This is a genomic window from Mycobacterium sp. NGS64 (genome assembly GCF_059812245.1).
This window is the reverse complement of sequence record NZ_JCALCI010000003.1, coordinates 784,944-797,436: the sequence shown is the minus strand read 5'-3', so window position 1 is coordinate 797,436 and position 12,493 is coordinate 784,944. Positions and strand designations below refer to the sequence as shown.

Below are 12,493 nucleotides of genomic sequence, written 5' to 3'. Positions count from 1 at the left end.
GCGTACAGTCGTGAACCGTGAACGTTGACGCGGTCGCCTTCAGCGAGCAGTGGGTGGCGGCATGGAACGCCCACGACGTCGAATCCGTGCTGAAGCACTTCCACGAAGACGTGCTGTTCACCTCGCCGGTGGCGGCCGAGCTGCTTCCGGAAACGGTGGGGCTGGTTCGCGGCAAGGCCGCGCTGCGGCGCTACTGGACTCACGCCTTGCAGCGCGTTCCCGACCTTCGCTTCGTCGTCGAGGGGGTCTACCTGGGCATCGACACCATCGTCATCGCCTACCGCAACCAATCCGACAAGCTGATGAGTGAAGTCTTACGGTTCGACGGCGACGTGGTGATCGAGGGGCACGCGACATACCTCGTTCCTCGGTAACCACGGTCCGTCCCGCTCGATCGACTCGGTGCGCTGGAGCGTTCGAGCCCGATGCACAGAATCGAGCGCTGAGCCGCCCCTCGCGGCGGCGAGACCTACCGCGTGCTCTCGTCAGGAAGATCGTGCCGAGACTGATGCAGCGCGGGTCCGTCCGGGTCATCGTCCTGGTGCTTCAGCTTCTCCTGAAGCTCCCGCTGCTCCGCGGTCGCTTTCCGGGCATCTTCGGGCGCCGGCGGCGGGTCGATGTTGACTTGTTGATCCACGCGAGATCTCCCTCGAGCTTCGACGGCTGTTCCTGGAGAATCGCCCGGATCACGCGATCCGAAACCGAACAGTCACGACGACGGGCCTGATCGAGCACGGCGACGGGCCTCCCGGAGGTCGGTCGCTTTAGCGCGGACCAGGACGGCTTCTTTGCGGACGAGTCGCGCGTGCCTGCGAAGCTGGCGGGCTTGCATGGTCGGGTCACGCGGTTTTTGCGGGACAGATTCGTCGAAGGCCCGTCGGGCGATGCGCGAGCGGTAGGCCTTCTGCCGGCACGCCCCGGAGCAGTAACACGCGTCGGAACGACCGTAGAACGGCGTCCGGCACACACAACACCGCAGTCTCGCGGCAACCACGCGCAAGACGTTACAGCTAGCCGTAACGCTTTGCCGGGGTTTCGGCCGGTTTATTCGATCGAAAAGACCATGCTCGCAAGGTAGTAGCATTCACACTCGCAGGGTGTTGGTACAGCTGCCGGCTCAAACGACGCGTGGGCCGACGCGGGTCACGAAAGGTGCCAATCCGGTGGCCGGTAAGACGTTTGCGCAGTCAGACGAACCGGAGCTCCTGCACAGGCCAAACTACCTCGACGGTGGGCTGCCTTGGTTGACCTCGTATCGCGTGTCTCGCTGCTACCAGGCAAGACGCGACTCGATGCTTGGCCGGGGGTTGGCTCAGTGATGTCGCGGCTCAAGGCATGGTGGAGCCAGCCCGACGAGTATGAGTGGATCACCGCATTCCTGGACCAGCGTGGGATGCTTCGTCCGGCACGGATGATCATGGCGGTTGTCGCCGGATCATCGGCGATGGTGCCGCTGACGGTGTTGCCGAGCCACAGCCACCCGAGTGCCGTCGAACTGACCACCGGTGCCGTCGCCTCCGCTTTCACCATCTGTGTCACCTTGTTGTGGCTGACGCGCTGGCCCACTCGTTGGCAGTCGCAGGTCGGCGTGGGGCTGGGTTCGTTGTTCGTCGGCGCGTGGAGCCTGGTGCAGCCCAGCGGTGCCCTCGCCGCGCTGGCGTGCACGGCGATGGCTGTCACCGGCGGCTACATCGCGTTTTATCACGGTCCCAAGCTCTTGGTCTTCAATAGCGTGGTGGCCTGCGCGGTCACCGCGGCGGCGGTGGTGCGGCTGGCTCGTGAGACCAATATTGCCACGGCGGCCTCCGCGCTCTGGATAATCACCTTTCTCAATGTGTCTGTGGCACTGGGTATTTGGGGTATGTCGCGGGCCATGGGAATGTATGTTCAGCGCTCCGAAGAGGATGCCCTCACCGGGTTGCTGAACCGGCGTGCGTTCGCCGACGCGGTCACTAACCGATTGGCGAATCCGCCGGCCGAGCACACGCACCTGGCGATGCTGATGGTCGATCTGGACAACTTCAAACGAATCAACGACACCCATGGTCATTTGGCCGGTGACCGCGCTCTGCGGGCGGTGGCCGACCTGCTGCGCGAACACACCCCGTCCGACGCGGTCATCTGCCGCGCCGGCGGCGAGGAGTTCTTGGTCGCGCTGACCGCCGTGACGTCGGACGTGAGGCCACTGACCGTGCAATTCAGCAGGGCGCTGGCCGGGCTGCTCCCCAGGGTCACCGCGAGTGTCGGCATCGCGAGCACCGAGCTGCGCCAGTTCAATGGCGACGCTGCCTACGTCGTCGACGACCTCATCAAGATCGCCGACGACGCGATGTATGCCGCCAAACGCCGCGGCGGAGACCAGGTCCACCAGAGCGTGATGGCCTAGCCGCCGGCTTTCGAAAGATACCCGCTTCGCTCGCGTACATGTCCTGCACAGATTCGCCATAGCGGCCGCTTAGGTTGCGGCGAAATCATCGAGCCAGGCTTATCAGCTGCCCGCGCACGCGAGGGAGGGACATTGAGCTTCCAGACCGACGTGGCCGCACAACCCAAGCTCGTCGAGAACGTGGCCGCCACGCTGACCAAGCCACGGCTGCGGGGCTTCATCCACCAATACTGCGCCGTCGCCGCCGTAATCGCCGGCGCGCCGCTGGTGGTGATCTCGTGGGCCGAGGCCTCCAAGCGGGCTGGACACTCGACGCTGACCTACACCCTGGCGATCGTGGCGATGTTTGCCGTCAGCGCCGTCTATCACCGCGTGCACTGGGAGTCCGCGGTCTGCCGGAATTGGATGAGGCGGCTCGACCACTCGATGATCTTCGTGCTCATCGCCGGCACCTACACACCGTTCGCCAGGCTCGCGATGCCCCGCGGGACCGGCTACCTGGTCCTCGCGATCGTCTGGGGTGGTGCGGTGGTTGGCATTGCGCTGCAACTGTTCTGGCCGACTGCCCCGCGGTGGCTGGGGATTTCCCTCTACTTGCTGCTGGGCTGGGTGGCGGTTTGGTACACCGGGCTGATCTCGCAGAACGCCGGAATGGCGGCGGCGGTCCTGCTGGCGGTGGGTGGGCTGCTGTATAGCGTCGGTGCCGTGTTCTACGGACTGCGCTGGCCCGATCCCTGGCCGACGACGTTCGGCTACCACGAGGTCTTTCACGCGTGCACCGCGGTCGCGGCGATCTGCCAATACATCGCCATCTGGTTCGCGGTCTTCTGAGCCGACGGCCCCTGGCGCGGCCGGCTACTGCGCTTCGGAGGCGACCCGCTCCAACGCGGCGAGGTGGTCGTCGACGGTCGCCAGGCCGGCCTTCATGGTGTTCACCGATACGTGCGTGGCGCCGGCAGCCTTCCAGGCGGCGATGTCGGCGGCGGCTTTCTGCGGGTCGCCGGTCCAGCTGATCCGGCCCTCCATGCCGAGGGTGTCGGGGTCGCGGCCGGCCGCCGTCGCTGCGCGACGGACCTGCTCACGCGCGTAGTCCAGGCCGGGTCCGGGCTCCATCATCGGAAACCAGCCGTCGCTCAGCCGTCCGGCGCGTTCGTAGGCGCGGTCGGACGCGGCGCCGAACCACACCGGGATGGGGCGCTGGGTCGGCATCGGGGCCAGGCCCGCCCCAGTCACCGTGTGGTACTTGCCGTTGAACGTCACCGACCGCTCGGTCCACAGCTTGCGCATGACCTCAACCTGTTCCTCGGAGCGGCGGCCGCGGTTGGTGAACGTCTCGCCGAGCGCCTCGTACTCGACGTCGTTCCACCCCAACCCGATACCGAGCCGGAAGCGCCCGTCGGTGAGCAGATCGACCTCGGCGGCCTGCTTGGCCACCAACACCGTCTGGCGCTGCGGCAGGATGATGACGCCGGTGACGAGTTCAAGCGAGGTGACCGCGGCCAGGTAGCCGAACATCACGAACGGCTCGTGAAAGGTCGACTCGATGTCGTAGTAGCCCTGCCAGCCCCGGTGCACCGCCGGATCGGCGCCGACGACATGGTCGTAGGCGAGGATGTGGGTGAAGCCCAATTCCTCGACGCGCTGCCCATAGGCACGTACCGCTGCGGGGTCTCCACCCAGTTCGGTCTGCGGGAACACGACACCAATGCGCATTGCCCGTTCAACCGAGTCGCGCCGCGGTTGCTTCCCCGAATCGGAATCTGCCGCGCCGGCGTGCTTTTCCCAGTAAACACGCGTTCACAGCGAACTGTCAGGGAACCCGGTACCGCCGGTACGCATGACGCGGGAGCCGGGTGGGTACCCGGGCGGTTGAACGGTCGCGTAGCGGCGGCCTGCGTTCCGCCCTTGGATCGACCGCTCTCTGAAATCGAGGGGATGCCGACGGCGCACCACCCGTCGGCGGGAGGAGCGTCTGATGCCAGAAGTCCAACTTCACCACGAAGGACATCCCAAGTACCGCCGGATGGTCCGATTCGACTGGTCGGAAACGCCGCTGCACTGGGTGCCCGACGATCCGTTCTCCACCCACATGATCAATGTCCTGCATCTGCTGCTGCCCGAAGGCGAGCGGCACTTCATCAAGGCGGTCCTCGAAGCCTCCTCGCTGGTCGACGACCCGGAGCTGGAGGCGGCGATCAAGCCGTTCATTCAGCAGGAATCCTGGCACGCGTGGGCGCACCAGATCGTGCTCGACCACTTGGCCGAGCAGGGCATCGACACCAAGCCGTACACCGACCGGCTTGGCCGACTGTTGTCGATCACGCTGGGTGATCCGCCCAAGTGGTTTCCGCCGGCGATGAAGCGGTGGTGGCTGTACCGGCGGTTGGCCGACGTCGCGGCGCTGGAACATTTCACCGCAATGTTGGGCCAGTGGGTGCTGACGAACCGGGGCCTGGACTATGCGGGGGCCGACCCGATGATGCTTGATTTATTGCGCTGGCACGGCGCCGAGGAAGTCGAGCATCGCTCGCTGGTTTTCGACGTGTTCCAGCACGTCTGCGGCAACTACTGGATCAGGGCGTTCGCGATGTTCTTCACTGCGCCGCTGTTCGTCGGCTGGTGGATCGCGGGCGCTCGCTACCTGATGGCACAGGACCCGACCATCGATCAGAAGTGGCGATGGCGGGACTGGCTATGGGCGGCCCGCGAGTACCGGGTGGTCGGGCCCTGGAAGCTGCTGGTGACCACACCGGTCCGGTACATGCGGCCCAGCCATCATCCAAACGACGAGGCGTCCACGCAGATGGCGGTCGACTACCTCAACTACTCGCCCGTGGCGAAAGCGGCCCGCGAGCGGGCGCATTCCCAAGGTAAGTCCCCGGACCAATCGCACGGGATCGAGACGTCCCGCAACGGAGCAGGGAAGGTCGATGTCCGATGAAGGTCTCGGTTGATCTCGACACCTGCGACGGCAACGGCGTGTGCATGAGCATCTGCCACGAGGTGTTCGACGTACAAGAAGACGGGCTCCACGTACTGCAGGCGGAGCCACCGGAGGAACTGCGCCAGCAACTGATCGGCGCCGAGGTGTCCTGCCCCACGCAGGCGATCACGGTGAAGGAGTGATCCGATGCCGAGCCGTCAGCTAAAGGACGTAGTCGTCGTCGGTGCCGGCGTGGCGGGGACCCGCGCGGCCGAGACCCTGCGACAGGAGGGCTACGACGGTGCCCTGACCATCGTCGGCGCCGAGCGCTACGCCCCCTATCACCGGCCGCCGCTCTCCAAGAAACTGCTCACCGGCGACGTACACCGCGCCGGGGTCGACCTGGCGCCCCAATTCGAGCTGGAAGCGCGGGTGCTGCGCGGCGCATCGGCGACCAAGCTGGACCTGGCGTCGCGCACCGTCCACGTATACGACGAAAACCGGGACCTGGCACTGCAATTCGACGGACTGGTGATCGCAAGTGGTGCGACACCACGCGAATGGCCGGGCGGCCCGGTCCCGGACGGAGTGCTGATGCTCCGCACGGTCGACGATTGTCTGGCGATCCGGCAAAGGCTGGGCTCACGCCCACGGGTCGTCGTCGTCGGCGGGGGTTTCATCGGAGCGGAGGTGGCCGCGAGTTGCCGCTCGGTGGGGCTGGATGTGGTTCTGATCGAGAAGGCATCCAGCCCGCTGCTGGCCGCGCTGGGCGCGGAACTGGCGCCACGCTGGGCCGAACTGCACCGCCAGCATGGGGTGGATCTGCGGGTCGGGGTGGGCGTGGACACGTTCATCGGAAACGGGCACGTGGAGGCCGTTCGGTTGACCGACGGTTCACAGGTTCCCGCCGATCTCGTCGTCGTCGGCCTGGGCGTCACCCCTGCCACCGACTGGTTGGGCGGCTCGGGATTGCACCTCGATGACGGCGTGTTGTGCGACGCCACGGGCGCGGCCGAGGGCCCCGACGGGGACGCTGCCGTCGTCGCCGCCGGCGACGTCGCACGCTGGTGGCACCCGCTCTACGAGCGGCATTTGCGGACCGAGCATTGGGACGACGCCGGGCGTCAGGGCGCGGCGGCGGCTCGCACGCTGCTGACGGGGCCCGACGGGGCGCAAGCTTACGACGACGTGCCGTATTTCTGGTCCGATCAATACGACGTGAAGGTCCAGATGCTAGGCGTCCCAACGGATTACGATGCCATCGAAGTCGTCGAGGGCTATCCCGACGGCTGGGAGTTCGTCGCCGCGTATGGACGCGACGGCCAGACCATCGCGGTGCTGGGAACGATCCCGAACCGGGTGTATGCCTACCGTGACGCCATCGCGAAACGGGCGGAGTTTCCGCTCGGGCGTCCGGATTAGCGCCAGGTGTGCCACTAGTCGGGCGCTGCCCAGGGAATGGATACGCGGGGTCTGCAGTTGAGAAGGCCATGACCGACCGGATCGAGCTGAGCCCGAGAGACTGGGTGCGCGAGCAAACCGAACGAATCCTGCAGCAGGGCACGACCGACGGCGTCGAGATCCTCGACCGGCCCGTCGTCCTGATCACCGTCACCGGCGCCAAGTCCGGCAAGCAGCGCTACGTGCCGTTGATGCGCGTCGAAGAGGACGGTCGCTACGCCATGGTGGCGTCGAAAGGCGGCGCGCCCGAACACCCGTCGTGGTACTTCAACGTCAAGGCCAACCCGGCGGTGACTGTGCAGGATGGCGAAAAGGTCGTCGCCCTCACCGCGCGCGAGCTGGAGGGGACCGAGCGCGAGCACTGGTGGCGGCTGGCGGTCGAAGCGTTTCCCCCTTATGCCGAATACCAGGAGAAGACGGCGAGGCAGATTCCGGTTTTCGTTCTGGAATAGTCGATCGAATCCGCTTGCCGCGGAGGGGTTATTCGCTCGGGCACCAACTGGGTATCCCCCACAGATGCCCGCAGATTCACCTATGGCCGCCGTCCCCGCGGGGTTTACCCGCGCCGGTGCCGCGGATGCCGCTACCGCTGCCGAGTTGCGCAGTGCCCTGCGACGGTGGCTGCAGGAGGTGACCGAGGTTCCGGCGGATCTTCGCGAGGACATCGTTTTGGGCGCCAACGAAGCGTTAGCGAATTGCGTCGAGCACGCGTACCGGGCCCACCCCACGCCCGGCCCGATGAAACTGCACGCACGCCACGATCCCGGCGCACAATCGGTCAACGTGCGCGTCAGCGACCGGGGAACCTGGCATCGGCAGCAGCCCATGAAGCCCGACGATCCCCGCGCGTCCCGGGGCATCCTGCTGATGCACGCGCTCGCCGATCACTGCACCATCAACGCCCGACCCGATGGCACCACGGTGTGCCTCGACTACACCACAACACCTACGCCGCCCTAGGTCACACGCCGTAGGCGCGCTCCAGATCCTTCAGCGACGTTTCCAAGTGGCCGAGCAGCCGCTGCAGGTGCGGAACGCTGCGGCGGCAGCCGACGAGACCGAAATCGAGGTTTTCGGCGTTGTTGGTCACGGTGATGTTGACCGCCTGCCCGTCGAGCGGGATCGACAGCGGGTAGTTCCCGTCCAACCGCGCGCCGCGCCAGTACACCGGTTCCGACGGTCCGGCAGAGACGTTCGAGATGACGATGTTGAACGGCGGCGAGGCGGTCGACAGATAGCCGGGAACCAGCCCGAGGAACAGCCCCCCGATGTTGAAGGCCGAGAGCGCAAGCTGTTGAACTGGGGGCAACTGCCGGAACACCTCTTTGGTGTCGTGGATCGACGAGCTGATGATCTCCAGCCTCTTGGCCGGATCATCGAGGTCCGTCGCGAGGTTGCACAGGAACGTTCCGACCATGTTGCCGCCGCGGTCGTCGTCGGCCTTGCGCAGGTTGACCGGCACCATCGCGGTCAGCGGGTCACTCGGCAGGGCGTTCTGCTCGAGAAGGTAGGCGCGAAGCGCCCCGGAGGACATAGCCAGCACCACGTCGTTGACCGTCACTCCCGCGGCGGACTTCACCGCCTTGACGCGGTCCAGCGACCAGGACTGCGCGGCCACCCGCCTGGCACCGCCGATCCGGACGTTGAACATGCTGCGCGGCGCACGGAACGGGAGGGTCAGTTGCTGTTCGAGCAGCGCCGCGCGCGCAAGCCTCACCGTGGACGGCGCCAGCGCGAACGCCGACCCCGCGGTCCGGCCGACCCGCTCGAGCAGCGATGGCCGCTTCCGCGACCCCCTGTGCTGCCGGGGACCCAGATTCCATGGCACCCGCACCTCGTCGTCATCCGGGTCGGGGCTGAAGGCCCGTTGCACCAGCCGCAGCGCCGATACGCCGTCCATGAGGGAGTGGTGGTACTTCGTGTAGACCGCATAGCGCCCGTCCTCCAGGCCCTCGATGAGGTGCGCTTCCCAGAGTGGGCGGTGCCGGTCGAGCAGGCTGCCGTGCAGCCGGGAGGCCAATTCCAGCAGGTCACGCACGCGTCCCGGCTCCGGTAGGGCCGACCGGCGGAGGTGGTAATCGAGCTCGACCTCCCGGTCGAACGACCACGCGACATTGGTGATGCCGCCGAAGAAGGCCGGGTGTTTGCGGAACGTCGGTTGAACGTCCGTGCGCTCGAGCATCGCCTGATAGGACTCGCGGACGAAGTGCGGCCCGGCGTCCTCGGGCGGCACGAAGAGCTGCAACGAGCCCACGTGCATCGGATGCTCGCGGGACTCGCCGATGAGGAACAGCGCATCCGTCGGCGATATCGGTTCCATGGTTGGCCTCCCCATTCAGTCCATTCGGTACGGCTCCTCACCTCCAATTAGCCCGAGCGGGCATCGCCCACACCTGCAAAATTCGGCGCCGCCAGTTTCCGCCGCTAAGGCCATCAATTCGTTGCCCGGCCAGCCGGACGGATAGACTGCTAGGCCGTAACTCGAGCGGCTGAGATCACACGCCGCTGAGCCCAATAAATTCACGTCCGGGGGAAGTGCCATGCCTGAGAATCAGACCGAAGCTGTCGGCTTGGAGCCGCACTTCGAGGACGTGCAGGCGCACTACGACCTGTCCGACGAGTTCTTCGCGCTATTCCTGGATCCCACGCGCACTTACAGCTGCGCGTATTTCGAGCGCGACGACATGACCCTCGAAGAGGCGCAGATCGCCAAGGTCGACCTCTCGCTGGGCAAGCTCGGATTGCAGCCGGGCATGACGCTGCTCGACATCGGCTGCGGCTGGGGCACCACGATCATCCGCGCGCTCGAGCGCTACGACGTCAACGTCGTGGGGCTCACCCTGAGCCGCAACCAGCAGGCGCATGTCCAGCAGCGCCTCGACCGGCACCCGTCCGCCCGGAGCAAGCGCGTGCTGCTGCGGGGCTGGGAGCAATTCGACGAGAAGGTGGACCGCATCGTGTCGATCGGCGCCTTCGAACACTTTGGACGCGACCGGTACCCCGACTTTTTCAAGATGGCCTACGAGGCACTCCCCGCCGACGGTGTGATGCTGTTGCACACCATCATCAAGCCCAGCGACGAGGAGTTCAGCGAGCGCGGACTGCCCATCACCATGACCAAAATCCGGTTCATGAAATTCATCATGGACGAGATCTTTCCCGGCGGGGACCTGCCACAAGCCAAGGGCGTCGTCGAGCACGCCGAGCGGGCCGGCTTCGCCGTCGAGCGGATCCAGCAGCTGCGCCTGCACTACGCCCGGACGCTCGACACGTGGGCAGCCGCGCTCGAGTCGCGCCGCGACGAGGCCATCGCGGTTCAGTCCGAAGAGGTCTACGACCGGTACATGAAGTACCTGACCGGTTGCGCCGACCTGTTCCGCGACGGCTACACGGACGTCGCGCAATTCACCCTCGCGAAGGGCTGACGTCACGCCCCTTGCGGGTGGCTGAAACCGGCCGCGCCTACGCGGCGCGGTTTATCGGCGCATCCCTGCGGGTAACACCACGAGCAACGACCTGATGCGGTAGGGACCGAGGCTGCATGGTGCAAATCCGCAGGAAGGAACTGACCGTGGACGCCAGGCGCCAAGCGAGCGAGTTATCGGAGCAAAGAACCCATGCGACCGGCTGGCGTGCGCGGCGCGGGTTGTCCGGCGTGGCGATGGCATGCGAGATCGTCTCCGCGTCGATGTTGTGTGCCGCCAGCCTGGCGGGCCTGTTTGCCTACGTCCAGCCCGACAAGCCAACCGTCGAGTCGACGCTGGGGCCGCCGCCGGCCTCCCACCCGGTACGCCAGCAGGGGACCGTCATCGCCGTGTCCGGGGACTCGGTGACTGCCCGCAGCCCCAACGGCTACACACAGACCTACCGCGTCACCCCGGATACCACCGTCATTTCCCGTGACGGCGGCCAACCCCGTGCCGGCGCTTCACATTTCACCGTCAACGAGCAAGTGGACATCGTCGGGACGATCGAGGGCGGCACCGCGCTGGCCACCGCCGTCGCGGACCGTGGCACCTCCAACGGTGACGGGCCCCCGATGGATCACATTGCGGCGCAACCGATCAGCGGCTCAGCCGGCGGCATGTGAGTTTACTGAATTTCGCTAGTGCCGCCCCAAATGCGCACCGCTGTCATCCAATTCGTCGCGGCGTAGGGCCATCGGCGTCTTGGCCGGAATGTCCCCGCCGGCGACCACCGCGCGGGTGATCGGGGTGAGCGCCCGAAACAGCGTTTCCACCTCGTCGTCGCTGAGGGCATCGAGGGCAGACAGTGCGAGCGCGTCGGTGCTCGATTCGATGCGGTCCTTCAGCTCCCTCCCGGCCGCGGTCACCGTGCCGTCGCCGTTGAGCAGTCCCCGCTCGGCGAGCTGTTGCTCGTGGTGGCGCCACGCCGCTTCGTCGTAATCGCGGGTGCGGGCGATGTAGTCGGGCTCCACCCGGCCGGTCGCCGCGTGCAGCACGTTGGATTCCCGCCCCGAGACACCGGCGGCCGCCAGCACCGCCACGTGCCCATCGCCGCGCTGCTCACGCAGCAGGGTCGCGGCATGCCAAAGCGCGGTCAGCGGTTCGTCCGGCCAGGGCAGCGCCAGATTCGCGGCGAACAGCGGTCGCCCGTCGAGCGGCGCCCCTCGGGCGGCCTTGGCCGCCAATTCGGATGCGACGGCGACGTTTTCATCAGCCTCGACGCCGTATCGGCGCAGGGCCGCGACCGCCGATTCCTGCCGGGCACGCAACGCGGCCTCGGGACCGGCGATCTCCCACGCCGCGGGCAGCGCCTTCGCGACGCGCTCGGGGGCGAAGTTGTAGAAGATCGCGGTGACTACTTCGCGCGGCACCATGCCCAACGGCGCCGATCTGGCGGCGAAGTAGCCCATCCAGAAGCCGCGGTAACCCAGCGCGTCGAGCGCCGCCCGCGCCTCCGGCGCGAAGTAGGTGACTGCATGCACCGGCTCGAATCGGTCGAAGAAGCGTCGCGCCAACGCCGGTTCTCTACGCACGTTCGCAGTTAACCACGCCGCTCGTCGGGAGCCGTCCCGAGGACACCCCGCGGCCGTGCGCAGCCACGGGCTCACTGGCCTTTCAGGCTGCCGATCCGAAGTGAAAAGTCCGTGCGTTTGGGCGGCGAATCGCCTTCAAGCGTGTCGACATAGCGTTCGGGGTCGCGGTCGACGATCGGCAACCCCTCGGTGGTCGGATGCTCGGCCATGAACTCGCTGTATTGCCGCCCGAGCGCCTCGCGCAGACCGATTGGGGCGTTGCGACGAAAATCGGGCAGCCCGTCCCGCTCCTCCTCGCCCATGTGGTCGTCGTTCGCCGATCGGGTGCGGCCGACGGCGGCCCACCACTCGTCCGTGCCGACCCGAGCCGCGTTGGCGTCGCGCACCCCGTCCCGAATGTCGTTGTGATCACCGATGGCGTCGAGCGTCTCGCCTTCGGGATCGTTGGTACCGCGCTTCAGCAGCTGCGGGTAGAAGATCTTCTCCTCGATGTAGGCGTGCACGTCCAGCTTGTCGGCGAGCGGGCGCCACACCCGCTCGAGTGCCGAGTTGTTGACCGGCGCCTGCGTCCGCAGCGACTCGAGCCTGGCGAACTGCTCGCGGAACCAGTCGTGGTCGGTCTGGATCAGGACCGTGATATCAGCCATGCCGGCTCCTAACCTCTCGGACCGCTACGCCTTCGGCCATCGTGTTCCATGCCGAGCCAGAGTTCAACCGGCCGCTG

At 66.7% G+C, this 12,493-nt stretch carries 15 protein-coding genes; 10 read left to right on the top strand and 5 right to left on the bottom strand.

The annotated features are described in order from the left end of the window. Nucleotides 1-17 precede the first annotated feature (17 nt). Nucleotides 18-374, top strand: a complete 357-nt coding sequence (locus AC5Y4S_RS17665) for a nuclear transport factor 2 family protein (protein WP_500033955.1) — start codon at nucleotides 18-20, stop codon at nucleotides 372-374. A gap of 95 nt (nucleotides 375-469) precedes the next feature. On the opposite strand, the gene AC5Y4S_RS17660 is transcribed toward AC5Y4S_RS17665, so the two are convergent. Beyond that, nucleotides 470-637, bottom strand: a complete 168-nt coding sequence (locus AC5Y4S_RS17660) for a hypothetical protein (RefSeq protein WP_500033954.1) — start codon at nucleotides 635-637, stop codon at nucleotides 470-472. A gap of 681 nt (nucleotides 638-1,318) precedes the next feature. Between AC5Y4S_RS17660 and AC5Y4S_RS17655 the strand changes: the two genes are divergently transcribed. Beyond that, nucleotides 1,319-2,386, top strand: a complete 1,068-nt coding sequence (locus tag AC5Y4S_RS17655) for a GGDEF domain-containing protein (RefSeq protein WP_500033953.1) — start codon at nucleotides 1,319-1,321, stop codon at nucleotides 2,384-2,386. Nucleotides 2,387-2,518: 132 nt separating this feature from the next. Continuing rightward, nucleotides 2,519-3,217 (top strand): PAQR family membrane homeostasis protein TrhA, encoded by a 699-nt coding sequence (trhA, locus tag AC5Y4S_RS17650; RefSeq protein ID WP_500033952.1) that lies wholly within the window; start codon nucleotides 2,519-2,521, stop codon nucleotides 3,215-3,217. 24 nt (nucleotides 3,218-3,241) lie between these two features. Here trhA and AC5Y4S_RS17645 read toward each other — a convergent pair whose 3' ends face one another. Then, nucleotides 3,242-4,099 (bottom strand): LLM class F420-dependent oxidoreductase, encoded by an 858-nt coding sequence (locus AC5Y4S_RS17645; RefSeq protein ID WP_500033951.1) that lies wholly within the window; start codon nucleotides 4,097-4,099, stop codon nucleotides 3,242-3,244. Nucleotides 4,100-4,361: 262 nt separating this feature from the next. On the opposite strand from AC5Y4S_RS17645, the gene AC5Y4S_RS17640 reads away from it, so the two are divergent. The 5 genes from AC5Y4S_RS17640 to AC5Y4S_RS17620 all read left to right on the top strand — a co-directional run bounded on the left by AC5Y4S_RS17640 (nucleotide 4,362) and on the right by AC5Y4S_RS17620 (nucleotide 7,730). Then, nucleotides 4,362-5,327, top strand: a complete 966-nt coding sequence (locus AC5Y4S_RS17640; protein WP_500033950.1) for a metal-dependent hydrolase — start codon at nucleotides 4,362-4,364, stop codon at nucleotides 5,325-5,327. Beyond that, complete coding sequence (locus tag AC5Y4S_RS17635) at nucleotides 5,324-5,512, top strand: ferredoxin (RefSeq protein WP_067153738.1); 189 nt, start codon at nucleotides 5,324-5,326, stop codon at nucleotides 5,510-5,512. Before AC5Y4S_RS17640 ends, AC5Y4S_RS17635 begins: the two co-directional genes overlap by 4 nt. Before the next feature lie 4 nt (nucleotides 5,513-5,516). Beyond that, complete coding sequence (locus AC5Y4S_RS17630) at nucleotides 5,517-6,731, top strand: NAD(P)/FAD-dependent oxidoreductase (protein WP_500033949.1); 1,215 nt, start codon at nucleotides 5,517-5,519, stop codon at nucleotides 6,729-6,731. Nucleotides 6,732-6,799: 68 nt separating this feature from the next. Further along, nucleotides 6,800-7,222, top strand: coding sequence for a nitroreductase family deazaflavin-dependent oxidoreductase (locus tag AC5Y4S_RS17625; RefSeq protein WP_500033948.1), 423 nt, complete (start codon nucleotides 6,800-6,802; stop codon nucleotides 7,220-7,222). A 64-nt stretch (nucleotides 7,223-7,286) separates the two neighbouring features. Further along, nucleotides 7,287-7,730, top strand: coding sequence for an ATP-binding protein (locus AC5Y4S_RS17620; protein ID WP_500033947.1), 444 nt, complete (start codon nucleotides 7,287-7,289; stop codon nucleotides 7,728-7,730). A 1-nt stretch (nucleotide 7,731) separates the two neighbouring features. Here AC5Y4S_RS17620 and AC5Y4S_RS17615 read toward each other — a convergent pair whose 3' ends face one another. After that, nucleotides 7,732-9,090, bottom strand: coding sequence for a WS/DGAT/MGAT family O-acyltransferase (locus AC5Y4S_RS17615; protein ID WP_500033946.1), 1,359 nt, complete (start codon nucleotides 9,088-9,090; stop codon nucleotides 7,732-7,734). A 220-nt stretch (nucleotides 9,091-9,310) separates the two neighbouring features. Between AC5Y4S_RS17615 and AC5Y4S_RS17610 the strand changes: the two genes are divergently transcribed. Beyond that, nucleotides 9,311-10,195: a cyclopropane mycolic acid synthase family methyltransferase gene (locus AC5Y4S_RS17610; RefSeq protein ID WP_500033945.1), complete on the top strand. Its 885-nt coding sequence runs from the start codon at nucleotides 9,311-9,313 to the stop codon at nucleotides 10,193-10,195. Between the two features lie 146 nt (nucleotides 10,196-10,341). Next, entirely contained in the window at nucleotides 10,342-10,860 is a 519-nt protein-coding gene (locus AC5Y4S_RS17605) for a hypothetical protein (RefSeq protein WP_500033944.1), read from the top strand. A gap of 15 nt (nucleotides 10,861-10,875) precedes the next feature. Here AC5Y4S_RS17605 and AC5Y4S_RS17600 read toward each other — a convergent pair whose 3' ends face one another. Next, on the bottom strand, nucleotides 10,876-11,769 hold the full coding sequence (locus AC5Y4S_RS17600; RefSeq protein ID WP_500033943.1) for an SCO6745 family protein: 894 nt from the start codon (nucleotides 11,767-11,769) through the stop codon (nucleotides 10,876-10,878). 71 nt (nucleotides 11,770-11,840) lie between these two features. Beyond that, nucleotides 11,841-12,416: a hemerythrin domain-containing protein gene (locus AC5Y4S_RS17595; RefSeq protein WP_500033942.1), complete on the bottom strand. Its 576-nt coding sequence runs from the start codon at nucleotides 12,414-12,416 to the stop codon at nucleotides 11,841-11,843. Nucleotides 12,417-12,493: the final 77 nt, after the last annotated feature.

Coding starts and splice junctions, on each gene's coding strand:
- AC5Y4S_RS17655 (WP_500033953.1), top strand. CDS start 1,319: ATGTCGCGGCTCAAGGCATGGTGGAGCCAGCCCGACGAGTATGAGTGG.
- AC5Y4S_RS17625 (WP_500033948.1), top strand. CDS start 6,800: ATGACCGACCGGATCGAGCTGAGCCCGAGAGACTGGGTGCGCGAGCAA.
- AC5Y4S_RS17630 (WP_500033949.1), top strand. CDS start 5,517: ATGCCGAGCCGTCAGCTAAAGGACGTAGTCGTCGTCGGTGCCGGCGTG.
- AC5Y4S_RS17620 (WP_500033947.1), top strand. CDS start 7,287: ATGCCCGCAGATTCACCTATGGCCGCCGTCCCCGCGGGGTTTACCCGC.
- AC5Y4S_RS17645 (WP_500033951.1), bottom strand. CDS start 4,099: ATGCGCATTGGTGTCGTGTTCCCGCAGACCGAACTGGGTGGAGACCCC.
- AC5Y4S_RS17635 (WP_067153738.1), top strand. CDS start 5,324: ATGAAGGTCTCGGTTGATCTCGACACCTGCGACGGCAACGGCGTGTGC.
- AC5Y4S_RS17640 (WP_500033950.1), top strand. CDS start 4,362: ATGCCAGAAGTCCAACTTCACCACGAAGGACATCCCAAGTACCGCCGG.
- AC5Y4S_RS17595 (WP_500033942.1), bottom strand. CDS start 12,416: ATGGCTGATATCACGGTCCTGATCCAGACCGACCACGACTGGTTCCGC.
- AC5Y4S_RS17610 (WP_500033945.1), top strand. CDS start 9,311: ATGCCTGAGAATCAGACCGAAGCTGTCGGCTTGGAGCCGCACTTCGAG.
- AC5Y4S_RS17615 (WP_500033946.1), bottom strand. CDS start 9,090: ATGGAACCGATATCGCCGACGGATGCGCTGTTCCTCATCGGCGAGTCC.